Genomic DNA, 21,041 nt, shown 5'->3' with positions numbered 1-21,041 from the left:
CGCGGGGGGTTTGCTACGGTCGGGAGGAGCCCGACGAGACGCGCCGTACCGGGACCCGCAAAGACGACGCACCCCCGTAATCGAGAGACTTCACGGAGGTGCCGTCATGGCATGGGTCCTGCTGCTCACCGCCGGGCTGTTCGAGATCTGCTGGTCGATCGGCATGAAGCTGAGCGACGGCTTCACCCGGCTGTGGCCCAGTGTGTTCACCGTCGCCGGTCTGATCGTGAGCATGGGGCTGCTGAGCGCGGCGGTGAAGAGCCTGCCCATCGGCACGGCCTACGGCGTCTGGGTCGGCATCGGCGCGGTCGGCACCGCTCTGCTGGGCATGCTCCTCTTCCACGAACCGGTCACCCCGGCCCGGATCTTCTTCCTGCTCCTGCTGGTGGTGGCCATCGTGGGCCTGGAGGCCACGGCGGGCGGGTGAACGGCACGGTGCCCCCGGACCGAGGAAGGTCCCGGGGGCACCGCTTGCCGCTCGGGGCAGGTGTTACGCGGCGGCCAGCTGGGGCTCCGGCTCGTCGCGGTCGTCCAGCGGGGAGGCGCTGGCGTAGGCGTACGCCTCGTGGTCGAGGATCTTCTCGCGGGCCGAGACGATCACGGGTATCAGCGACTGCCCGGCCACGTTGGTGGCGGTCCGCATCATGTCCAGGACCGGGTCGATGGCCATCAGCAGGCCGACGCCCTCCAGGGGCAGCCCCAGGGTGGAGAGGGTCAGAGTCAGCATGACGGTGGCGCCCGTAAGGCCGGCGGTGGCGGCGGAGCCGATCACCGAGACGAAGGCGATCAGGAGGTAGTCGCCGACGCCGAGGTTCACGTCGAAGATCTGGGCGATGAAGATCGCGGCGATCGCGGGGTAGATCGAGGCGCAGCCGTCCATCTTCGTCGTCGAGCCGAAGGGCACCGCGAAGGAGGCGTACTCCTTGGGGACGCCCAGCCGCTCGGTGACCTTCTGGGTCAGCGGCATGGTGCCGACCGAGGAGCGGGAGACGAAGGCGAGCTGGATGGCGGGCCAGGCGCCCTTGAAGAAGTTCAGGGGGTTGACCTTGGCGACCGTCGCGAGCAGCAGCGGGTAGACGCCGAACATCACCAGCGCGCAGCCGATGTAGATGTCGGCGGTGAAGGTCGCGTACTTGCCGATCAGGTTCCAGCCGTAGTCGGCGATGGCGGTGCCGATGAGGCCCAGGGTGCCCAGCGGGGCGAGCCGGATGACCCACCACAGGGCCTTCTGGAGCAGTTCGAGCACCGACTGGCTCAGGGTGAGGATCGGCTGGGCCTTCTCACCGAGCTGGAGGGCGGCGACGCCCGCGACGGCGGCGATGAAGACGATCTGCAACACGTTCAGCTCGGTGAACGGGGTGATGACGTCGGTCGGCACGATGCCGGTGAGGAAGTCCAGCCAGGAGCCCGCGTGGTCGGGCTTGGCGCCGTCCTTGGGAGTCAGGTCGGTCCCGGCGCCCGGGTTGGTCACCAGCCCGATCGCCAGGCCGATGGCGACGGCGATGAGCGAGGTGGCCATGAACCACAGCAGGGTACGGGTCGCCAGCCGGGCGGCGTTGTTGACGTTCCGCAGATTGGTGATCGAGATCAGGATCGCGAAGAACACCAGCGGGGCGACGGCCAGCTTCAGCAGCTGGACGAAGATGGTGCCGATCTTGTCGAGCGTGGTGACCAGCCAGCCGACGTCACCGCTGCGGGCGATCCAGCCGAGCACCACACCGAGGACGAGGCCCAGCAGGATCTGCGCCCAGAAGGGCACCTTGGGCAGGCGGAAGGACGACGACCCCTGGGGGGACGCCTTGAGGGCGGACGACAACGGACACACTCCGGTGGAGGTAGGAGAGCGGGAGAAAGCCAGGAGTCCGTACGGGATCTCCGGCCGCTGTGCGCGAGATGGATCAGCGGCGACGACAGGCCGCGGACAGGCAGCGGCAAAGATCGATGTGCAGGCGCGCCACGAGCGGAACGCTCGCTGAGATGTGGGGCGCGGCTGCTGTCTTCATGACAAGTACGTTAACACCGCCGCTTTGGGGAACCCAAAGGAAATCTTTGACTTCTGAGGATGCCCGAGGGCAACTGAGGGCGTCTGAGGGGGCAAAAGACATCAACGCCCCCTGCGCCAGCGGAAACTGACCCAGGGGGCGTCGGTGAAGGGTGTGGGGTGGTGTGAGGAGGGTTACAGGCCAGCGCCGGTCAGACGCCGTCCTCCTGGCTCTGGTTCGCCGCCAGCCGCTCCTTGGCGCGGTCCACCTTCTCGGCGACCTCGACGGCCAGGGCGTCCCGCTGCTTGCGCAGCACGATCCAGCTGAGCGGCGCGGAGACGACCAGCGCGAGCAGCATCACCCAGAAGAGGTTGGAGCTGCCGAGGCCGGAGGGCAGCACCCGGAAGTAGACCAGGGCCCAGATGGCCAGGAACGATCCGACGAAGATTCCCAGGCGCATGAGGGTGTAGCGGAACGCGGCGCTCGGCGTGAAGGACACGACTCGTCCTCTCTCTCCTGGGAGTTCTGTGGGGAGTTCTGCTGCGAGGTCTTCCGGTGGCCACCACCGGGAGAACCTGTCCTCCCAGTGAACCACGCCCGGTTTCTGATCAATTCAGCGGCAGCCACATGGTGACGTCGTCCCGGAAGTCGTCGTCCGCGACCTTGATCGCGCCGGGCACCCGTCCGACCTCCTTGTAGCCGCACCGCTCGTAGAAGAGGTCCGCCCCGGTGCCGCCGCGGCAGGTGAGCCGTATCCCCCGGATGCCGTCCATACCGCGCGCGGCGTCCTCGGCGGCGGCCATAAGGGCGCGACCGTATCCCTTGCCCTGGTGGGAGGGGTGCACCATCACGGTGTAGAGCCAGCACCAGTGGCGCATCAGCCGGTGGGTGTTGAAGGTGAAGAAGGCGGTGGCGGCCACCGCGCCGTCCTCGTCGCGGCCGAGGAGCAGACGGGTCCGGCCCTCCGTCATCGCGGCGAGGTGCTTGATCAGCTCGGGACGTATGTCGTCCTTGACCACGGGCGGTACGAAGCCGACGGCGCCGCCCGCGTTCGAGACGTCGGCCCAGAGGGCGCAGACGGAGTCGAGCAGCTCGGGGGTGGTCTCGGGGTCGAGTTCACAGCGCAGGGGCATGCGATCGACGATACCCAGGAGGTCTGTCAGCGCCCCCGCGCGCCCCGAGTCCGTACGCGACCGCGATCCGGCCGGTCTCGTACCCGACCGCGGTCCGGCCGTCTCGTACACCGACCGCGGTCCGGCCGCTCAGCCCAGCACCTCCGCCGCGACCCTCAGATCGGCCACCAGCCCCTCGTACACCGCCTCCCGGTCATCGGCCCGCAGCACCGCGGAGGGGTGGATCGTGGGGACGATCAGGGCGCCGCGCGCCGGTCCCGACGGGTCGCCCTCCAGCCGCGTGCCGCGCTGCTTGGTCACCCGGAACGACGAGCCCAGCAGCGCCTTCCCCGCCGTGGCCCCGAGCGCCACGACCACCTCGGGCTCGATCAACTCCAGCTCGGCCTCCAGCCAGGGCCCGCAGGCGGAGAGCTCGCGCAGGCTCGGCGGCTTGTGGATGCGCCGTTTGCCGCGCTCGGGGACGTGGGTGAACTTGAAGTGCTTGACCGCGTTGGTGATGTATGTCTCGTCCGGGTCGATCCCGGCCTCGTCCAGGGCCCGGTCGAGGACCTTGCCCGCCGGGCCCACGAAGGGCTTGCCCTGCCGGTCCTCCTGGTCGCCCGGCTGCTCACCGACGAGCACGACCCGGGCGTCCGGGTCCCCGGCGCCGAAGACGGTCTGCGTGGTGTCGCGGTGCAGCGGGCAGCCGTGGCATCCGGCCGCCGCTTCCCGGAGCGCGCCCAGGTCGGCGCCCTCCGGGACGAAGGGGGCGGCGGTGTACGCGTCCTCGGGGCTCTTCGTACCGGCCATGGCCCCCGAGTGCCCCGCCTGGCGGCCGTCAGACAGCGGCCGCCGGGCGGAGGGCGATACGGGTCACACCCGCATCGGCTGCGGGGTCTCGCGGCGGGCCGGGTCCGGGCCCTCGAACTCGCGGATGACCTCGTAGCGGGTGTTCCGCTCAACCGGCCGGAACCCGGCGTCCCGGATCAGGTCGAGCAGGTCGTCACGGGTGAGCTTGTTGGGCGTCCCGTAGTCGTCGGCGTCGTGGGTGATCTTGTACTCGACGACCGACCCGTCCATGTCGTCCGCGCCGTGGTTGAGCGCGAGCTGCGCCGTCTGCACGCCGTGCATCACCCAGAAGACCTTGACGTGCGGCACGTTGTCGAAGAGCAGCCGTGAGACCGCGAAGGTCTTCAGCGCCTCCGCGCCGGTGGCCATGGTGGTGCGGGCCTGGAGGCGGTTGCGGATCTTGCCGTCCTTCATGTCCACGAAGTCGTGCTGGTAGCGCAGCGGGATGAAGACCTGGAAGCCGCCGGTCTCGTCCTGGAGCTCACGCAGGCGCAGCACGTGGTCCACCCGGTGGCGGGGCTCCTCGATGTGCCCGTAGAGCATCGTGCAGGGCGTCTTGAGCCCCTTCTCGTGCGCGAGCCGGTGGATGCGCGACCAGTCCTCCCAGTGGGTCTCGTGGTCGACGATGTGCTGCCGGATCTCCCAGTCGAAGATCTCGGCGCCGCCGCCCGTGAGCGACTCCAGCCCGGCGTCGATCAGCTCGTCGAGGATCTCCGAGGCGGGCATACCGGAGATCTTCTCGAAGTGGTGGATCTCGGTGGCGGTGAACGCCTTGAGGGAGACCTGCGGAAGGGCCTCCTTGAGCGCCTTGAGCGACCGCGGGTAGTAGCGCCAGGGGAGGGTCGGGTGCAGGCCGTTGACGATGTGGAGCTCGGTGAGGTTCTCGTTCTCCATCGCCTTGGCGAGGCGGACGGCCTCCTCGATGCGCATCGTGTAGGCGTCCTTCTCGCCGGGCTTGCGCTGGAAGGAGCAGTACGCGCAGGACGCGGTGCACACATTCGTCATGTTGAGGTGGCGGTTGACGTTGAAGTGCACGACGTCGCCGTTCTTACGGGTGCGCACCTCATGGGCGAGCCCGCCCAGCCAGGCCAGATCGTCGGACTCGTAGAGGGCGATGCCGTCCTCCCGCGAGAGCCGCTCGCCCGCGCGGACCTTCTGCTCCAACTCCCTCTTGAAACCCACGTCGTGTGTGGTCCCGGTCACCCCGGTCGCCTCCCATTACGTCTGCTGATGTCAGCCTTGGCCGAGACTACGCCTCGATGTCCTCCGGAAGCTCGCCGACCCGGTTTTCCCACTTCGTGGACAGCACGATCGTGGTCCGGGTGCGGGAGACGCCCTTGGTGCCGGAGAGCCGGCGGATGGTCCGCTCCAGGCCGTCCACGTCGGATGCGCGCACCTTGAGCATGTACGAGTCGTCGCCCGCGATGAACCAGCAGTCCTCGATCTCGGCGAGCTCGCGCAACCGGTGGGCCACCTCCTCGTGGTCGGTGGCGTCCGAGAGCTGGATGCCGATCAGCGCGGTGACGCCCAGTCCCAGGGAGGCGGCGTCCACGGTCGCGCGATAGCCGGTGATCACCCCGGCGGCCTCCAGGCGGTTGATCCGGTCCGTGACGCTGGGCCCGGAGAGGCCGACGAGCCTGCCGAGCTCGGCGTAGGAGGCCCGGCCGTTCTCCCGCAGGGCCTGGATGAGCTGCCTGTCCACCGCGTCCATAAGCACGTACGCCTTCCATTATTCAAGGTTTGAGCGAGATTACATGTAGAATCTAAGGCATGAGGGCCACAAGCCCTGTAAATCTTTTAGGCGATCGACCATCCCTCAGGAGATGACTCACCGTGTACACGATCGAGGGTCTTGAGGCCCGCATGCTCGAGCTGCGGGACCTGGCCAGCCGCTCGCGTGCAGCCCGTACCACCGACCGGCCCGTCTCCCGCGCGGCCCGCCGCGCGGCCGTCGTCGCGGCCCGCACCGCGCGCGCCAGGCGGCGCTGGACCCGCTAGGGCCTGTCGTCAAAACGCCGCTCGCGGCCGGACGCCCCCTTTGACGACAGACCCTAGGCCGTTCCCCGGTCCCGGTCCCCACCGAGCTCCCCCTCCCACCGGCGGTACAGCTTGTGCGGCACCCCTGCCGCGTCCAGCACCCGCCCCGCGACGAAGTCCACCAGATCCTGGATGTGCGTCGCCCCCGCGTAGAACGCCGGCGAGGCGGGCATCACCACCGCGCCCGCCTCGTCCAACGTCACCAGAGCCTTCAGCGTCTGTCCGCTCAGCGGTGTCTCGCGCACCGCCACCACGAGCTTGCGCCGTTCCTTGAGCGTGACGCTCGCGGCCCGCTGGAGCAGGTCCTTCGACAGCCCGAGCGCCACCCCGGCCACACACGCGGTGCTCGCCGGAACGATCAGCATCCCCTTGGCCGGATACGAGCCGGAGGACGGCCCGGCCGCCAGGTCCCCGGGCGACCAGTGGGTCACGTCCGCCACCTCGGCGGGCACCTCGAAGGCGTCGGGTGTGCCGTCCGCGCCGCGCGCCAGCCAGCGGCGCAGATCGTCACGCCAGTGGGCGTCCCGGAATCCGATCCCCGTCTCGTCCAGCAGCGTCAGCCGTGACGCCCGGCTGACCACCAGGTCGACCGCCTCGCCCGCCGCCAGCAGCGCGCGCAGCACCGAGGCGGCGTACGGCGTCCCGGACGCGCCGGACACACCGACCACCCAGGGACGGCGCCCGCCCACTTCTTCGTGCGGCCCGTACGGCTCATGCGGCCCGTAAGGCTCGTGCGGCGTCTCCACGTCACCGAGCCTATCCGGCGGGTCTCACAGGCCGAGGCCCCGCACCACCAGGTCGAGGAGCGCGCAGCAGAACAGGGCGATCCCGATGAACCCGTTGACCGTGAAGAAGGCGCGGTTCAGCCTGGACAGATCGCCCGGCCGCACGATGGTGTGCTCATACGCGAACGCCGCCGCGACGATCGCCAGCCCGACCCAGAAGAACGCCCCGGCGTCCGTGGCCAGCGCGTACCAGACCAGCAGGGCCGTGGTGACCACATGGCAGACGCGCGCCCCGTGGAGGGCGCCCGCGATGCCGAAGCGGGCCGGCACCGACCGCACCCCGTGCGCCCGGTCGGCCGCCACGTCCTGGCAGGCGTAGATCAGGTCGAAGCCGCCGATCCAGATGCCGATCGCGAGCCCCAGGATGGCCGCGTCCCACGACCACTCGCCGGTGACCCCGATCCAGGCGCCGACCGGGCCGATGGCCTGGGCCACGCCCAGGATGGCGTGCGGATAGTCGGTGAACCGCTTGCCGTACGGATAGACCACCATCGGCACCACCGCGAGCGGCGCCAGCGCCAGGCAGAGCGGGTTCAGGAGCGCCGCCGAGCCCAGGAAGACGGCGAGCGCGATGAGCGCGCCGGTCCACGCGGTGCGCACCGACACGGCGCCGGTGACCAGTTCACGGCCGGCGGTGCGCGGATTGCGGGCGTCGATCTCGCGGTCGATGATCCGGTTGCAGGCCATGGCGAAGGTGCGCATGCCCACCATGGCGATCGTGATCAGCAGCAGCCGCGTCCAGTGGACGGTGCCGTCCCACAGGTGCATCGCGGTCAGCGCGGCGATGTAGGCGAAGGGCAGCGCGAAGACCGAGTGCTCGATCATCACCAGCCGCAGAAACGCGCGGACCCGGCCGGGCGGCGCGGGTTCGGGGCCGAAGAGATCGGGGGTCGCGGAATCGGCGCTCACAGCCCGTACTCCTTCCATCGCTTTGTCACCCGATCGGCGGTCTCCGGATCGGACATGACCATGCGCGGCCATCCGCCGTCGCGCGTATAGCCCTCCTCGGGCCATTTCGCGGTGGCGTCGATGCCCGCCTTACCGCCCCAGAACTGCTGGTACGAGGCGTGGTCGAGATGGTCGACGGGGCCTTCGACCACGGTCAGATCGCGGGCGTAGTCGGTGTTCCCCAAAGCGCGCCAGGAAACCTCGTGCAGATCGTGGACATCGCAGTCGGCGTCGACCACGACGATCAGCTTGGTGAGCGACATCATGTGGGCGCCCCAGATGGCGTGCATCACCTTCTGCGCGTGCTTGGGGTACTTCTTGTCGATCGAGACGATCGCGCAGTTGTGGAACCCGCCGGACTCGGGGAGGTGGTAGTCCACGATGTCCGGGATGATGATCTTGAGCAGCGGGAGGAAGAACCGCTCGGTCGCCCTCCCCAGCGGTCCGTCCTCGGTCGGCGGACGGCCCACCACGATCGACTGGAGCAGCGGCCGCCGCCGCATCGTCACACAGTCGATGGTCAGGGCCGGGAACGGCTCCTGGGGCGTGTAGAAGCCCGTGTGGTCGCCGAACGGGCCCTCCGGCAGCGTCTTCCCGGGCTCCAGCCAGCCCTCGATGACGACCTCGGCGGCCGCCGGGACCTGGAGCGGCACCGTCTTGCAGTCGACCATCTCGACCCGCCGGCCCTGGACGAACCCGGCGAAGAGGTACTCGTCGATGTCGCCGGGCAGCGGCGCGGTCGAGGCGTAGGTCACGGCGGGCGGCGCTCCGAACGCGATCGCCACCGGGAGCTTCTCCCCGCGCCGGGCGGCCACTTGGTAGTGGTTGCGGCTGTCCTTGTGGATCTGCCAGTGCATGCCGATGGTGCGGCGGTCATGGCGCTGGAGGCGGTAGAGGCCGAGGTTGCGCGCCCCGGTCTCCGGGTGCTTGGTGTGGGTCAGACCGAGGTTGAAGAACGACCCGCCGTCCTCGGGCCAGGTGAACAGCGCCGGAAGCTGGTCCAGATCGACGTCCTCGCCGGTGAGGACCACCTCCTGGACGGGCGCCTCCTTCACCTTCCGCGGCGGCACATGGGCCATCGAGCCCAGCTTCCCGAACGCCTCGCGCAGGCCGACGAACCCCTGCGGCAGCTCGGGCTTGACCAGCCCGCCGATCTTCTCGCTGATCTCGTCGTACGAGCGGAGTCCCAGGGCCTTCAGCAGGCGGCGGTCGGTGCCGAAGACATTCATGGCCAGCGGCATCGCCGAGCCCTTGACGTTCTCGAAGAGCAGCGCGGGACCGCCCGCCTTGTTGACCCTGTCGACGATCTCCCCGACCTCGAGATGGGGATCGACCTCGACCCTGACCCTCTTGAGGTCGCCTTCCCTGTCGAGCGCCCGCAGAAAGGAACGAAGATCGTCATAAGCCATACGTCCCAGTATCCGGTACGCACTACCCTGGTCCCGTAACTGGGGGCCCGAGCCACCGCCCCGAACACCACACGCAGGGGGGAATCGCCTCATGCTACGGGTGCTGATGATCCTGGTGCCGCTGGCACTGAGCATCTACGCGTTCATCGACTGCATCACCACCGACGAACAGGACATCCGCTATCTCCCCAAGCCCATCTGGGCGATCCTCGTCCTGCTGTTCCCCATCGTGGGCTCCGTCTCCTGGCTGATCACGGGACGCAAGCGCGCCGTCCCCGGAGGCGCCGGCCGGCCCGGCGTCCGGGGCACGGGCGGCGGCGGGGGCGGGGGCGGCTGGGTCGCGCCGGACGACAACCCCGAGTTCCTCAAGTCCCTGAACGACAAGGGGCGTAAGGACGACGGGGACGGACCGCCCGACACGCCCGGCGACCGCGAGAGTGACGAGGAGCGCCTGAGGGACTGGGAGGCCGACCTCCGCCGCCGCGAGGAGGAGCTGCGCCGCAAGGGCGAGGGGCCGGGCTCCGGTTCGGGTTCCGGCTCCGGCTCCGGGTCGGGTCCGGAGGACACCCCGCCGGCCGCGTCCTGAGGAGTGGCCGCGCCCTGAGGCGGAGAAGCGCGACAACGGCCGGTTCCCCCGACATGGGTCGGGGGAACCGGCCGTCGCGTTGTGCGGTGTCAGACCCCGGCGTAGGAGTGCTTGCCGGTGATGAAGATGTTGACGCCGTAGTAGTTGAACAGGTAGCAGCCGAAGGCGATCAGCGCGAGGTAGGCGGCCTTGCGGCCCTTCCAGCCGGCGGTGGCGCGGGCGTGCAGGTAGCAGGCGTAGGCGACCCAGGTGATGAAGGACCAGACCTCCTTGGGGTCCCAGCCCCAGTAGCGGCCCCAGGCGGCCTCGGCCCAGATCGCGCCCGCGATGATCGTGAAGGTCCACAGCGGGAAGATCGTGGCGTTGATGCGGTACGCGAACTTGTCCAGCGACGCCGCCGAGGGCACCCGTTCCAGAACGGACTTGGCGAACCGGCCGAACTGCTTGCCCTCCGGGTTCTCCAGCTGGACCTCGTAGCGGTCGCGGAAGAGGTAGAGCAGCGTGGCGACGGCCCCGATGTAGAGCGAGGCGCCGGAGACGATCGCGCAGCTGACGTGGATCCAGAGCCAGTACGAGTGCAGGGCCGGAACCAACTGGTCGCTCGCGGTGTACAAGACAGAGACGGCGAGACCGAGGTCGAGGAGGACCGTGGTGACGAGGGGCAGCCCGATCCAGCGCACATTCTTCTTCAGCGCCAGCAGCACCAGGTATGTGGCCACCGCGACCATGGCGAAGGTCGTGGAGAACTCGTACATGTTGCCCCACGGCGCCCGCTGCACCGACAGCGCGCGGAAGAGGACGCCCACGGCATGAAAGAGGAAGGCCAGTACGGTCAGGCCGACCGCGATCCGGCCGTACACATCGCCCTGTTCGGTGCCGCCCGCGGCGCCCGGCCCGTCCGGGACGTCGCGGCTGCCCGCCGCGGAGCGGGTGACGATCTTCGGCCGCTCCAGGACGGCGGTGCCACCGCTCTGCCCGCCGACCCGCACGGTCACCTTGGCGCGCTGGGCGACCTCGGAGTCGGCGGTGATCGCGGCGGCGGTGCGGCCGACGGCGCTGCGGCTGCCGAACACCCACTCGGCGATATGCGCCAGGAAGGCGAGGGTGTAGACCGCCATCGCCGAGTAGATCAGCACGTTGCTGTAATGAGCCAGGTTCTCGTTGACTTCGGCGGCGAGGTTCACGCGCGCGCTCCTTCGGCAGGATCTGCGGGATCTGCGGTGTCGGATGCGGATTCCGAGGCGGAGTCCTCGGTGGAGTTCCGGTCGGGCTCCGGGTCGGGTTCCGCTTCCGGGGCCGGGGGTGCGTCCGTCTGGAGACGGACGGCCAGATCGGCGAGTTCTTCGGGCAGCTTGGCGTACTCACTGCGGCCGAGCCCCGCCATCTCGACCACGGTGGTGCCGTCGTCGCCCCTCACCGCGCGCACCCACACCCGGCGGCGCTGGATGAACAGGGAGGCGGCCAGGCCCACCAGGGCGGCCACGGCGCCGATGAGGGCGCCCTGGTCACCCGGCTTGTGCGAGATCTGGAAGCTGGCCCATTCCTTGACGCCGTCGAACGACAGCGTTCCGGCGCCGTTCGGCAGCTTCATGGTGTCGCCGACCTTGAGCGCCCGGGCGAACTTGGTCTTGCCGTCGGACTCCAGGAACTGCTTCATCCGCGACTTGTCCAGCTGGTACACGCTCTGCGGAGTGCCGCCGTCCACACCGAGGCTGCCGTGGTAGGCGGTCAGGACCAGCGTCGGGTTGTCCAGCGCCGGGAAGACGGAGAACATGCCCTTGCTGCGCACCCAGGTCGGCAGGAACTGCCCCTGGAAGCCGATTTGGTCCTTCTTGCCGTTCTTGTCCCGATAATCCGGGACCTTGATGACCATGCTCTCGGTGAGGTTGGCCCCGTCGATCGGCAGGCCGACCACCGGGCCCTGGTGCACCACATCGCCCTTGCCGTCCCGGATGGTGACGACCGGCGAGTAGCCGTGGTTCAGCAGGAAGACCTTGTAGCCCGCGATCTCCAGCGGCTCGTTCACCTTGATCGAGGTCTTGTGACTGGCGCCGTCCGCGCCGTCCCAGTAGCTCACATCGGCCCGGAAGGTGCGCGGGGTGCGCATCTGCGGACCGCTGCGTTCATAGGTCGCGGTGAAGCGGTCCAGCTGGAAGCCGAAGGGGGCGAGGTCATCGCTGTTGAACAGCTGCCCCGTCTTGATGTCGTCGTACTGGGTGAGGCTGTTGGAGAAGCCGCCGCCCTCGGTGATCAGGCTGCTGCCCTCGGTCTTCCACAGCTGCCCTGCGGCGAAGGACACCAGCAGCACGATCAGCGCGGTGTGGAAGAGCAGATTGCCCACCTCGCGCAGATAGCCCTTCTCCGCGGCCACCGCGTCACCCGAGGTCTCGATGCGGAAGCGGCGCCCCTTCATGATCTTCCGGGCGGCCGCCAGCACCTGCTCGGGCTCGGCCTCACTGCGCCAGGTGGTGTACGCGGGAAGCCGGGTCAGCCGGCGCGGCGCGGCCGGCGGGCGGCCGCGCAGCTGGCCGATGAACTGCCAGGTGCGCGGCACGATGCAGCCGATGAGCGAGATGAACAGCAGGAGGTAGATCGCCGAGAACCACACCGAGCTGTAGACGTGGAACAGCTGGAGCTTCTCGTAGATCGGGGTGAGCGTCGGGTGCCGCTTCTGGAAGTCCTGCACCTTGAGCTGGTCGATGCTGGTCTGCGGGACCAGCGAGCCGGGGATCGTGGCGAGGGTGAGCAGCAGGAGCAGCAGCAGCGCCACCCGCATCGAGGTCAGCTGCCGCCAGAACCACCGGGCCCAGCCGAGCGGCCCCAGCGAGGGGACGTTGATCTCCTCGGCCGGGGCGGTGGACAGCTGCGACCCCGCGGCGCCGAGCTCGCGCTCCTCGGCGGTCGCGCCACCCTCGGGCGGCGTGCCGGCCTCCTTGCCGGCCGCGGTGTCGGTATCGGTGGTGGACATCGATCAGATCCCAACGTTGAAGCCCTGAGCCCAGGTCTGCATGGAGCCCATCATGGTGTCCCAGACACCTGTGAGCAGCAGCACCCCCAGAGCGACGAGCATGCCGCCCCCGGCTCGCATCACCCAGACGTAGTGCCGCTTCACCCAGCCGAAGGCACCCAGGGCCCGGCGGTAGGCCACGGCGACCACCACGAACGGCAGCCCGAGCCCCACGCAGTACGCGGCGGTGAGCAGGGCCCCGCGCCCCGCGCTCGCCTCATTGAACGCCAGGGCGTTGACGGCGGTGAGCGTCGGCCCCAGGCACGGCGTCCAGCCGACGCCGAACAGGGCGCCCAGCACCGGCGCCCCCGCGAGCCCCAGCGTGGGCTTGATGTGGAAGCGGAACTCCCGTTGTCCGAAGCCCCCCAGCACCCCCATGAAGGCGAGGCCCATCACGATCGTGACGACCCCGAGGATCTTGGAGATGGTCTCCTTGTGCTCCTGGAGCGTCCAGCCGAAGTTGCCGAAGAGCGCGCCCCCGGAGACGAAGACCGCGGTGAAGCCGAGCACGAAGAGCGAGGCGCCCGCGACCATCCGGCCGCGCTTGGCCTCGGCCAGATCCGTGCCCGTAACCCCTGTGACGTACGACATATAGCCGGGCACCAGCGGCAGCACACAGGGGGAGAAGAAGGAGACCAGTCCGCCGAGCAGGGCGACCGGAAGCGCCAGCAGCAGCGCCCCGGTCAGGACGGTCTGGTTGGGATCGGTCGCGGCGGCCAGTGTGTTCACGAAAGGTCACTTCTCCGCGATCAGCGGGTTGACCATGGTGCGCAGGCGCTCCTCGCTGAGCGGCGTCAGAGCGCGGGCCGCGATCCTGCCCTTCCGGTCCAGCACGACCGTCGAGGGGATGGCCTGCGGGTTGAGGCTCCCCTTGGGGAAGCGCAGCATGAGCTTCCCGATCGGGTCGTACAGACTCGGGTAGTCGACGCCGTATTCCTTCTCGAACCTGAGCGCGGGGGCGCGGTTGGAGTCACGGGTGTTGATCCCGATGAACTGCACGCCCTTGGCCTTGGTGTCCTTGGCCACCTTGGCGAGGTTCGACGCCTCGGCCCGGCAGGGGGCGCACCAGGAGCCCCAGACGTTGAGGACCACGATCTTGCCCTTGTAGTCCGCCACATCCAGCGGCTTGCCCTCCAGGGTCTTGCCCGAGAGCTGGGGTGCGTCCTTGCGGTTCTCCTTGGCGACGGTGTCCACGCCGCCCTTGCCCTGGACGAACTTGGTGTCGGCGGAGCCGCCCGAGGTGCCGCCCCCGCCGCAGGCGGTCAGGGACAGCGCGGCAACCGTGGCCCCAACGGCCAGCACGGTTGCGCGACGACGGGTCGCGAGGCCCCGAGGGGCACGGCAGGCACTCATGTGAAAAGTTTCGCATGGCCCTTTTGGGGATCTTCGCCACCCCCCTCCGGGCATCCCGCCGGGCCCCGCGGGGCCCCGCCCCCGGCTCGCCCCTGGTTCGCCCCGCGCCCACCGGCGCCGTCAGCCGCCGTTCGCGCTCCACGCCTGGCCCACGCCGAGCCCGCGCAGATCGGCCAGGACCGCGGGGTCCTGTGCGTCCAGCCAGTCGGTGAGCTGCTTGAAGGAGACCAGCCGGACGTCCTTGTGCCGCTCGTCGGCCATGTGCTTGAGCGCCTCCTCGACGGCGTCCATATAGATACCGCCGTTCCACTGCTCGAAGTGGTTCCCGATGAAGAACGGGGCGCGATTGGTCTCATAGGCCCGCTTGAAACCGGCTATGTACGCCTCGGCGGCCTGCTTGCGCCAGCCCGGGTAGTTCGCGGGCGGGGCATTGGTGGAATTCTTCGACTGGTTCGCCAGGATGTTGTAGTCCATCGAGAGCACCTCGAAGGAGTGCCCCGGAAAGGGAATCTGCTGGAGCGGGAAGTCCCACACACCCTGCTTCTTCGACGGCCACACCTGAAGTCCGCCCGGCGAACTGGCGTCATAGCGCCAGCCGAGCTCCCGGGCGGTCGGCAGCAAATTGGTCTGGCCCTTCAGACATGGAGTGCGGCCGCCGATGAGCTCCTTGTGGTAATCGAAGGGCAGCGGATCCACATCGGTGAAGCGCGTATTCGTCTTCCACTCCGTGACGAAGGACATGGCCTGGTCGATCTCGGACTTCCACTGCGCGGACGTCCAGTTCTCCACCGAGCCGCTTCCGGAACAGAAGTGGCCATTGAAATGGGTGCCGATCTCATGGCCCTCGAGCCACGCCTCGCGCACGTTCCGCAGCGTGGCCTTGATGTGGTCATCGGTGAGATAGCCGATGTCGGAGGCGCCCACCGGGTTGTTCGGCGGCCGGTAGAGCGACTTCTTCGACTCCGGAAGGCAGTAGATACCGGAGAGGAAGAAGGTCATGGTCGCGCCGTGGTCCTCGGCCAGCTTGCGGAACCGCGGGAAGAGACCGTTACCGACCTCTCCCGCACCGTCCCACGAGAACACCACGAACTGCGGCGGCTTCTGCCCCCGTTCCAGCCGCTCCGGCTTCGGGGCCTCCTTACGCCGCTCACCGTGCGAAGTGGAGCCGTCACCGATCGGCTTCGCCTGGGTCGTCTTCGAGGGCTTCGGCGTACCGGATCCGGACCCCGAGGAACAGCCGGCGACGGCCAGTGATGCCGCCGCTCCCATACCAAGACCGAGGATCCCCCTCCGGCTGACCTCACGCATAACGTCCTCAATTCGCACTCGCCGTTCTGATTGCCCGGGGTGTCCGGACAACCCTGGAGATGGCGAGGCGAATAGCGAGGTTCCGAAAGAACGCGGTCAATTACACGGCGCACACAATGTCTCCATTCGGAGGCACGCCGCATGCCCCAAACGGTCATCCCACGGCCATGTGCCCGTCGCGCACATCGCGGGCCGCACCCGGCGGCCCGCACCCCCGGCCCGGCCGCGGCCGGGCGCACCGCTCAGGCGCCGTAGCCCTTGGCGGCCCCCTTCACCGGCTTGGCGCCCGCGCGCAGATGAGGCGGAACGAGATCACGGGCCGGTTCGCTGTAGCCCACCGAGACGATCCGGTCGCCGCGGAAGGTGAAGCTGGTGAGGCTGGCCAGCGTGCACTGCCGCCTGCGCGGGTCGTGCCACAGCCGCCGCCGCTCCACGAAGCTGCGCACGATCCAGATCGGCAGCTGATGGCTGACGCACACCGCCTCGTGCCCGCGCGCGGCGTCCCGCGCCCGGCCCAGCGCCGCCATCATCCGCACCACCTGGTCGACATAGGGCTCACCCCAGGACGGGCGGAACGGGTTGGTGAGATGACGCCAGTTGCCCGGTTTGCGCAGCGCGCCGTCGCCGACACCGAAGGTCTTGCCCTGGAAGACATTGGCCGCCTCGATCAGCCGCTCGTCCGAGGCCACGTCCAGGCCGTGCGCCTTGGCGATCGGCGCCGCCGTCTCCTGCGCCCGCTCCAGCGGGGAGGCGACCACATGGGTGATGTCACGGTCGGCGAGGTGCTCGGCGACCCGGTCGGCCATCTGCCGCCCCAGATCGGAGAGGTGGTACCCGGGCAGCCTGCCGTAGAGCACCCCCTCCGGGTTGTGGACCTCGCCGTGGCGCATCACATGGACGACGGTGATGTCGTTCTCGCTCTGTGTCATGTCACCCATCATTCAGTGGCCTCGGCGGCGGCCCGCGCCGCCCCCGGCAGAGCCGCCGCCACCCGCTCCAGCGCCTTCTCGTCGTGCGTCGTGGAGACGAACCACGACTCGAAGGCGGACGGCGGGAGGTAGACGCCCTGGGACAGCATCGAATGGAAGAAGGCGGTGAAGCGGAACGCCTCCTGCGCCTTGGCCTTCTCGTAGTCGGTGACCTCGTCGGCGGTGAAGAAGACCGAGAACATGTTGCCCGCGACCTGGACCCGGTGCGCCACGCCCTCCTTGGAGAGCGCCTCCGTCACCATCGCCCGCAGCCGCTCGGACGCCGCGTCGACCAGTCCGTACGCCGCGTCGTCCAGCAGCCGCAGCTGGGCGACGCCCGCGGCCGTGGCGACCGGGTTCCCGGACAGGGTGCCCGCCTGGTAGACCGGGCCGGCCGGGGCCAGCCGCTCCATGACGTCGGCGCGCCCGCCGAAGGCCGCCGCCGGGAAGCCACCGCCCATGACCTTGCCGAAGGTCATCAGGTCCGGCTCCACGCCGTCCAGCCCGAACCACCCGGCCCTGGAGACCCGGAAGCCGGTCATGACCTCGTCGGAGATGTAGAGCGCGCCATGGTCGGCGCAGAGCTGCTTGAGGCCGGCGTTGAACCCGGGCAGCGGCGGCACCACGCCCATGTTGCCCGGCGACGCCTCGGTGATCACACAGGCGATCTCCCCGGGGTGCGCGGCGAAGGCCGCCCGGACCGCCTCCAGGTCGTTGTACGGCAGCACCACGGTCTCCCCCGCCTGCGCTCCCGTCACCCCCGGAGTGTCCGGCAGCCCGAAGGTCGCCACCCCGGACCCCGCCGCGGCCAGCAGGGCGTCCACATGCCCGTGGTAGCAACCGGCGAACTTGATCACCTTCGACCGCCCGGTGAACCCACGGGCCAGCCGGATCGCCGACATCGTCGCCTCGGTGCCGGACGACACCAGGCGCACCTGCTCGACCGGGGCGACCCGCGCCACGATCTCCTCGGCGAGCTCGACCTCGCCCTCCCCCGGCGTGCCGAACGACGTACCGCGGGCGACGGCGGCCTGCACGGCCGCGGTGACCTCGGGGTGGGAATGGCCGAGGATCATCGGTCCCCACGAGCACACGAGGTCCACGTACTCGCGTCCGTCGGCGTCGGTGAGGTACGGACCGTCCCCGGACACCATGAAGCGGGGCGTACCTCCCACGGCGCGGAACGCCCGCACCGGAGAGTTCACGCCGCCGGGCGTCACGGCGGCCGCGCGATCGAAAAGCGTCTGCGAAACTGGGGCTGCGTACGGATAGCTCACACAAGCCATGTTGTCAGAGGCGGACGTACTCCCGCGGCCGGGCGTTTCACAGCTCTATGGTGGGGGAGGTCTCTGTGAACAGAGATCGGGTTGCGCGGTAGTGGCCGCGAGTGGTCGGGTGGAGATATGTATCGCGGTGGCGAACTGGGTGAAGGGACTGACGACCGAGGCCCCGAGCGTGCCCGGCCAGGACGCCATCGGCGGGACGAGGCGGGCAGGGCAGGCAGAAGCGGGGGCCGCATGGGGGTGACCTACAAGTACTTCGGTGCGCCGGACGGCGCCACTGCGGCCAGGGTCCCCATCTCCATGCGCCCCGAGGAGCTCGGCGGCGACGAGCTCGGCCACGGCATGTTCACGAAGATCAAGCCGGAGACGGTGGCGGCTATGGTCCTCACCGGCATCGAGGGCGTCCCGCTGCACAAGGTCCCCCCGCTCGAACTGGTCGTGCTCCACCCGGACTACGCCGTCGTCAAGCTCCCGATGACCGCCGTCGACCCGCTGCGCGGCGTCGGCGAGGAGGCGGTGGGCGCCGCGGCCTTCATCTGGTCCACGGTCCCCGACCGCGGCGGCCCCCGGGACGCCTTCACGGTCTATCAACTGCTCCACGAGTGGCAGGACTTCAGCCACCGGCTGCACGAGGCGGGGCACCAGCCGTACTGCCTGGTCTGGCCCTGAGGCGGCGGCCCGGGCGGGCCCGGGTGCGGCTGGCTCAGTGGATTGCTCTGAGCAGGTCGCAGGCCGGGTGGTTGGAGTCCGGGCCGGTGCAGAGGAAGTAGCCCGTCCAGCGGTAGTGGCTGTCGGGCACGGTGCCCGGGCCTCGTTGCCAGGTGGCCGCCTGGTCGCCGTTGGAGAAGGTCAAGCCGCCCTGGTCGACCTTGGGTTCGCGCTCCAGCAGGGTGGCCAGGTCATGGAGGAGGGCCGCTCGGTCCCGGCGCTTCTTCCAGGACGCGATGCCCTTGTCCGGGCGGCGGCGGAGAAGAGGCGGCGGATCGTCTCCGGGTCGGTGCTCTCGACGCGCAGGGAGACGCCATCGCGTTCCACCCGGGCGTCCGCACCGCGCGCCCGTGCGTCACGCCAGTGGCCACGGCGAGCAGGAGATTGCCAAGGTACGTGAGGTTCGAGACGACGATGGAGATGACCTCGAGGCCGCCCAGGGTGTCGCCGCGGCCCTCCTCGTCCACCAGCGCCGGCTCCGAGACCGCCCGCGACATCGGGGTCCCCGGTCAGCCAGCGATAGAGGTCGAGGACGCCCGGAGAGCCCTCGGCGGCGTCGACTCGAAGGCGTAACTGCACGGCACCCATCCCCCGGTGTGATCCTGTGGCGGGCGCCGATCGTAGCGTTCCGCTCCGCCACGGGGCCTCGCATGGGCGGGCCGTACCCTTCCCCCATGCTCATCGCACGTTCCATCGCTCTGTTCGCCGTGGCCGCGCTCCTGGAGATCGGCGGCGCCTGGCTCGTCTGGCAGGGCGTGCGTGAGCACAGGGGGTGGGCGTGGATCGGCGCCGGGGTCATCGCCCTTGGCGCCTACGGATTCGTGGCCACGCTCCAGCCGGACGCGGAGTTCGGCCGCATCCTCGCGGCGTACGGCGGCGTGTTCGTCGCCGGATCGCTCGCCTGGGGCATGGTCGCCGACGGCTACCGGCCCGACCGCTTCGATGTGCTCGGAGCGCTGATCTGTCTGGCCGGAGTCGCTGTGATCATGTACGTGCCTAGGAGGTAACCATCGGCCGGCCGTGGCCGCCCTTGCCCTCATGGTCGCCGTGGTGGTCCTTGCCCTGCTTGCCGTGGTCACCGTGGTGGTCGTCCTGCTCCTGCTCCGTGCCGAGGACGCAACCGGTGTCCGGGTCGATGAACACGGTCGTGATGGTGTGGTCGCACTCGAGCTCCACGACCCACACCTGCTTGACCTCCTGCTTGTGCGGGTCCTTGTGCTCGTCCTTGCGCTGCTTGTCGTTGCGCCGGTCGTCGTGGTGGCGCGAGTCCTTGCGGTCGTCCTTACGGTCGTCCTTACGGCCGTCCTCGTGCTTGCCCTTGTGGTGCGGGTCGTCCTCGGGGCAGTCCACCAGCTCGGCGCTGACCGCCTGGCCGCCGACCGCGCACTCGGCGATCTCGACCGCCTCGGCGAGCGTCACCGGGTCGTCCTTCTTCTCGTCCTGCTTCTTCTGGTCCTGGTGCTCCTGGCCGTGGCGCGCCTGGTCGTCGCCGTGGACGGGAACGGTGACGGGACGGACGGCACCGCGGTCCTGGGCCTCCTCACCGGACTGGGCGGCCTGCTCCGGCTGCGCGGCCTGCTCGGGCTGGGCAGCCTGCTCCGGCTGCGCGGCCTGCTCGGGCTGAGCCGCCTGCTCGGGCTGAGCCGCCTGCTCCGGCTGCGCTACCTGCTCCGGCTGCGCTACCTGCTCGGGGCGCGCCGCGCTGCGGCCCTGGATGCCGGGCCAGTACTTCCCGGTGGGGAAGTAGCGGGTCGGGTCCATACGGCCCTGGTCCTCGCGCTGGCCGTGCTCCTCCTTGCCGCTGTCCTCCTTACGGCTCTCCTCCTTGCCGCTGTCCTCCTCGCGGCTCTCTTCCTCGCTGCCGCTGTCCTCACGGCCGCTGTCCATCTTCTCGTCGTACCGGCCGTGGTCCTCGCGCTGGCCGTCGTCCTCGCGCTGGTCGCTCTCCTCGCGCGGGTCGCTCTCCTTCTTCTCGTAGCCCCCGCCCTCGTCGTGACGGCCCTCCTGGTCGTCCCGAGCGTGGTCGTCGTGGCGGCCGCCGTTGGAGTCCTCGTGGCTGCTCGCCTCGTTGCGGCCGTGCTCGTGCTGGTCCTTCTTGTCGTCGTAGCGGCCGTGCTCGTGGTCGCCCTTCTTGTCCTCGTGGCGGCCGTGCTCGTGGTCGCCCTTCTTGTCCTCGTGACGGCCGTTCGGGTCCTTCGCCTCGTAGCGGCCGTGCTCGTGCTGGTCCTTCTTGTCGTCGTGGCGACCGTTCTCGTGGTTCTTCTTGTCCTCGTGACGCCCGTTCTCGTGGTTCCCCTTGTCGTGGTTCCCCTTGTTGTCGCCGTGCGCCCGGTCCTGGGCACAGTGGTTGCTCTGCGACGAGTGCGGGTCGGGGGTGCTGGGCGAGGCCCATGCGGTTCCCGGAGCACCGGTCACCAGGGCGGCCGCCGCGATGGCGCCCGCTGAGGCCACGCCCCAGCGCCGGAAAGAACGACGGGACCGCTGAAGGAATCTGCTCTGCTGGGTCATTACCTGAATTCACTCCTTGGGCATGGGTGCTCCAACTACCGGCACCGCGCCGGACGAAGTGCACCCTTCCCCGAGCCCGAGAGCCCCTAGCGGATTCCTATCTTCAGTCCCCCGGTTGGAGGTAAATCGGGCCGTCATATCCTGCATATGGATCATGCGCACACACCACCGTCTGCGCCACGTCGCCTCTGGAGGGCC

The 21,041-nt window shown here is 69.5% G+C and carries 23 protein-coding genes and 1 riboswitch; of the genes, 5 read left to right on the top strand and 18 right to left on the bottom strand.

The genetic code is table 11. The features are described from left to right. Positions 1–7: 7 nt before the first annotated feature. Positions 8–73: riboswitch (guanidine-III (ykkC-III) riboswitch) on the top strand. 33 nt (positions 74–106) lie between these two features. Then, positions 107–427, top strand: coding sequence for a DMT family transporter (locus KHP12_RS29270; RefSeq protein WP_086882082.1), 321 nt, complete (start codon positions 107–109; stop codon positions 425–427). 63 nt (positions 428–490) lie between these two features. On the opposite strand, the gene KHP12_RS29265 is transcribed toward KHP12_RS29270, so the two are convergent. The 6 genes from KHP12_RS29265 to KHP12_RS29240 form a co-directional block, all read right to left on the bottom strand. Then, positions 491–1,816 carry a dicarboxylate/amino acid:cation symporter gene (locus KHP12_RS29265; protein WP_086882083.1) on the bottom strand — a complete coding sequence of 442 codons (1,326 nt, stop codon included), beginning with the start codon at positions 1,814–1,816 and terminating at the stop codon, positions 491–493. Between the two features lie 377 nt (positions 1,817–2,193). After that, positions 2,194–2,481: a DUF4229 domain-containing protein gene (locus tag KHP12_RS29260; RefSeq protein ID WP_171072639.1), complete on the bottom strand. Its 288-nt coding sequence runs from the start codon at positions 2,479–2,481 to the stop codon at positions 2,194–2,196. A gap of 109 nt (positions 2,482–2,590) precedes the next feature. After that, on the bottom strand, positions 2,591–3,115 hold the full coding sequence (locus KHP12_RS29255; protein WP_086882084.1) for a GNAT family N-acetyltransferase: 525 nt from the start codon (positions 3,113–3,115) through the stop codon (positions 2,591–2,593). Between the two features lie 129 nt (positions 3,116–3,244). Beyond that, positions 3,245–3,904, bottom strand: a complete 660-nt coding sequence (locus KHP12_RS29250) for a UdgX family uracil-DNA binding protein (RefSeq protein ID WP_086882085.1) — start codon at positions 3,902–3,904, stop codon at positions 3,245–3,247. A gap of 63 nt (positions 3,905–3,967) precedes the next feature. Continuing rightward, on the bottom strand, positions 3,968–5,146 hold the full coding sequence (gene mqnE / locus KHP12_RS29245; protein WP_164433317.1) for an aminofutalosine synthase MqnE: 1,179 nt from the start codon (positions 5,144–5,146) through the stop codon (positions 3,968–3,970). A gap of 46 nt (positions 5,147–5,192) precedes the next feature. Then, positions 5,193–5,654: an Lrp/AsnC family transcriptional regulator gene (locus KHP12_RS29240; protein ID WP_020869409.1), complete on the bottom strand. Its 462-nt coding sequence runs from the start codon at positions 5,652–5,654 to the stop codon at positions 5,193–5,195. Between the two features lie 122 nt (positions 5,655–5,776). Between KHP12_RS29240 and KHP12_RS29235 the strand changes: the two genes are divergently transcribed. Then, positions 5,777–5,941 (top strand): hypothetical protein, encoded by a 165-nt coding sequence (locus tag KHP12_RS29235; protein WP_167442517.1) that lies wholly within the window; start codon positions 5,777–5,779, stop codon positions 5,939–5,941. 53 nt (positions 5,942–5,994) lie between these two features. Here KHP12_RS29235 and KHP12_RS29230 read toward each other — a convergent pair whose 3' ends face one another. From KHP12_RS29230 to KHP12_RS29220, 3 genes are all read right to left on the bottom strand, one after another. Continuing rightward, positions 5,995–6,669, bottom strand: a complete 675-nt coding sequence (locus tag KHP12_RS29230) for a UbiX family flavin prenyltransferase (RefSeq protein WP_037955266.1) — start codon at positions 6,667–6,669, stop codon at positions 5,995–5,997. Between the two features lie 81 nt (positions 6,670–6,750). Further along, positions 6,751–7,674, bottom strand: coding sequence for a menaquinone biosynthesis prenyltransferase MqnP (gene mqnP, locus KHP12_RS29225; protein ID WP_086882087.1), 924 nt, complete (start codon positions 7,672–7,674; stop codon positions 6,751–6,753). Further along, positions 7,671–9,122: a menaquinone biosynthesis decarboxylase gene (locus KHP12_RS29220; RefSeq protein ID WP_086882088.1), complete on the bottom strand. Its 1,452-nt coding sequence runs from the start codon at positions 9,120–9,122 to the stop codon at positions 7,671–7,673. The genes mqnP and KHP12_RS29220 overlap by 4 nt, the downstream gene beginning before the upstream one ends. A 91-nt stretch (positions 9,123–9,213) precedes the next feature. Here KHP12_RS29220 and KHP12_RS29215 point away from each other — a divergent pair, with 91 nt between their 5' ends. Further along, on the top strand, positions 9,214–9,708 hold the full coding sequence (locus KHP12_RS29215; protein ID WP_211833916.1) for a PLD nuclease N-terminal domain-containing protein: 495 nt from the start codon (positions 9,214–9,216) through the stop codon (positions 9,706–9,708). 89 nt (positions 9,709–9,797) lie between these two features. On the opposite strand, the gene ccsB is transcribed toward KHP12_RS29215, so the two are convergent. From ccsB to hemL, 7 genes are all read right to left on the bottom strand, one after another. Next, the gene (gene ccsB, locus KHP12_RS29210; RefSeq protein ID WP_086882137.1) at positions 9,798–10,892 is read right to left on the bottom strand and encodes a c-type cytochrome biogenesis protein CcsB; all 1,095 of its coding nucleotides are present in this window, start codon (positions 10,890–10,892) and stop codon (positions 9,798–9,800) included. Beyond that, a complete protein-coding gene (gene resB, locus KHP12_RS29205) occupies positions 10,889–12,676 on the bottom strand; it encodes a cytochrome c biogenesis protein ResB (RefSeq protein ID WP_086882138.1) in 1,788 nt (595 codons plus the stop codon). Before resB ends, ccsB begins: the two co-directional genes overlap by 4 nt. Positions 12,677–12,679: 3 nt before the next feature. Beyond that, on the bottom strand, positions 12,680–13,444 hold the full coding sequence (locus KHP12_RS29200; protein WP_037955272.1) for a cytochrome c biogenesis CcdA family protein: 765 nt from the start codon (positions 13,442–13,444) through the stop codon (positions 12,680–12,682). A 6-nt stretch (positions 13,445–13,450) separates the two neighbouring features. Next, entirely contained in the window at positions 13,451–14,068 is a 618-nt protein-coding gene (locus tag KHP12_RS29195) for a TlpA family protein disulfide reductase (protein ID WP_086882139.1), read from the bottom strand. Between the two features lie 120 nt (positions 14,069–14,188). Next, positions 14,189–15,376, bottom strand: coding sequence for a polysaccharide deacetylase family protein (locus KHP12_RS29190; protein ID WP_078559327.1), 1,188 nt, complete (start codon positions 15,374–15,376; stop codon positions 14,189–14,191). Between the two features lie 242 nt (positions 15,377–15,618). Further along, positions 15,619–16,305, bottom strand: a complete 687-nt coding sequence (locus tag KHP12_RS29185) for a histidine phosphatase family protein (RefSeq protein ID WP_208653178.1) — start codon at positions 16,303–16,305, stop codon at positions 15,619–15,621. Between the two features lie 8 nt (positions 16,306–16,313). After that, positions 16,314–17,630 carry a glutamate-1-semialdehyde 2,1-aminomutase gene (gene hemL, locus KHP12_RS29180; RefSeq protein ID WP_086884635.1) on the bottom strand — a complete coding sequence of 439 codons (1,317 nt, stop codon included), beginning with the start codon at positions 17,628–17,630 and terminating at the stop codon, positions 16,314–16,316. 117 nt (positions 17,631–17,747) lie between these two features. Here hemL and KHP12_RS29175 point away from each other — a divergent pair, with 117 nt between their 5' ends. Next, positions 17,748–18,296 (top strand): hypothetical protein, encoded by a 549-nt coding sequence (locus KHP12_RS29175; protein WP_241787818.1) that lies wholly within the window; start codon positions 17,748–17,750, stop codon positions 18,294–18,296. A gap of 34 nt (positions 18,297–18,330) precedes the next feature. On the opposite strand, the gene KHP12_RS29170 is transcribed toward KHP12_RS29175, so the two are convergent. Continuing rightward, a complete protein-coding gene (locus tag KHP12_RS29170; protein ID WP_167442690.1) occupies positions 18,331–18,480 on the bottom strand; it encodes a hypothetical protein in 150 nt (49 codons plus the stop codon). A 529-nt stretch (positions 18,481–19,009) separates the two neighbouring features. On the opposite strand from KHP12_RS29170, the gene KHP12_RS29165 reads away from it, so the two are divergent. Continuing rightward, positions 19,010–19,342, top strand: a complete 333-nt coding sequence (locus KHP12_RS29165; RefSeq protein WP_020869425.1) for a YnfA family protein — start codon at positions 19,010–19,012, stop codon at positions 19,340–19,342. Here KHP12_RS29165 and KHP12_RS29160 read toward each other — a convergent pair. Continuing rightward, positions 19,332–20,843, bottom strand: coding sequence for a hypothetical protein (locus KHP12_RS29160; protein ID WP_211833915.1), 1,512 nt, complete (start codon positions 20,841–20,843; stop codon positions 19,332–19,334). The genes KHP12_RS29165 and KHP12_RS29160 overlap by 11 nt on opposite strands. Between the last annotated feature and the right edge of the window lie 198 nt (positions 20,844–21,041).

The sequence above is a fragment of the Streptomyces asiaticus genome (genome assembly GCF_018138715.1).
Lineage (GTDB): Bacteria > Actinomycetota > Actinomycetes > Streptomycetales > Streptomycetaceae > Streptomyces > Streptomyces asiaticus.
The sequence above is the reverse complement of the archived record's forward strand: the minus strand, read 5'-3'. Positions and strand labels throughout refer to the sequence as shown.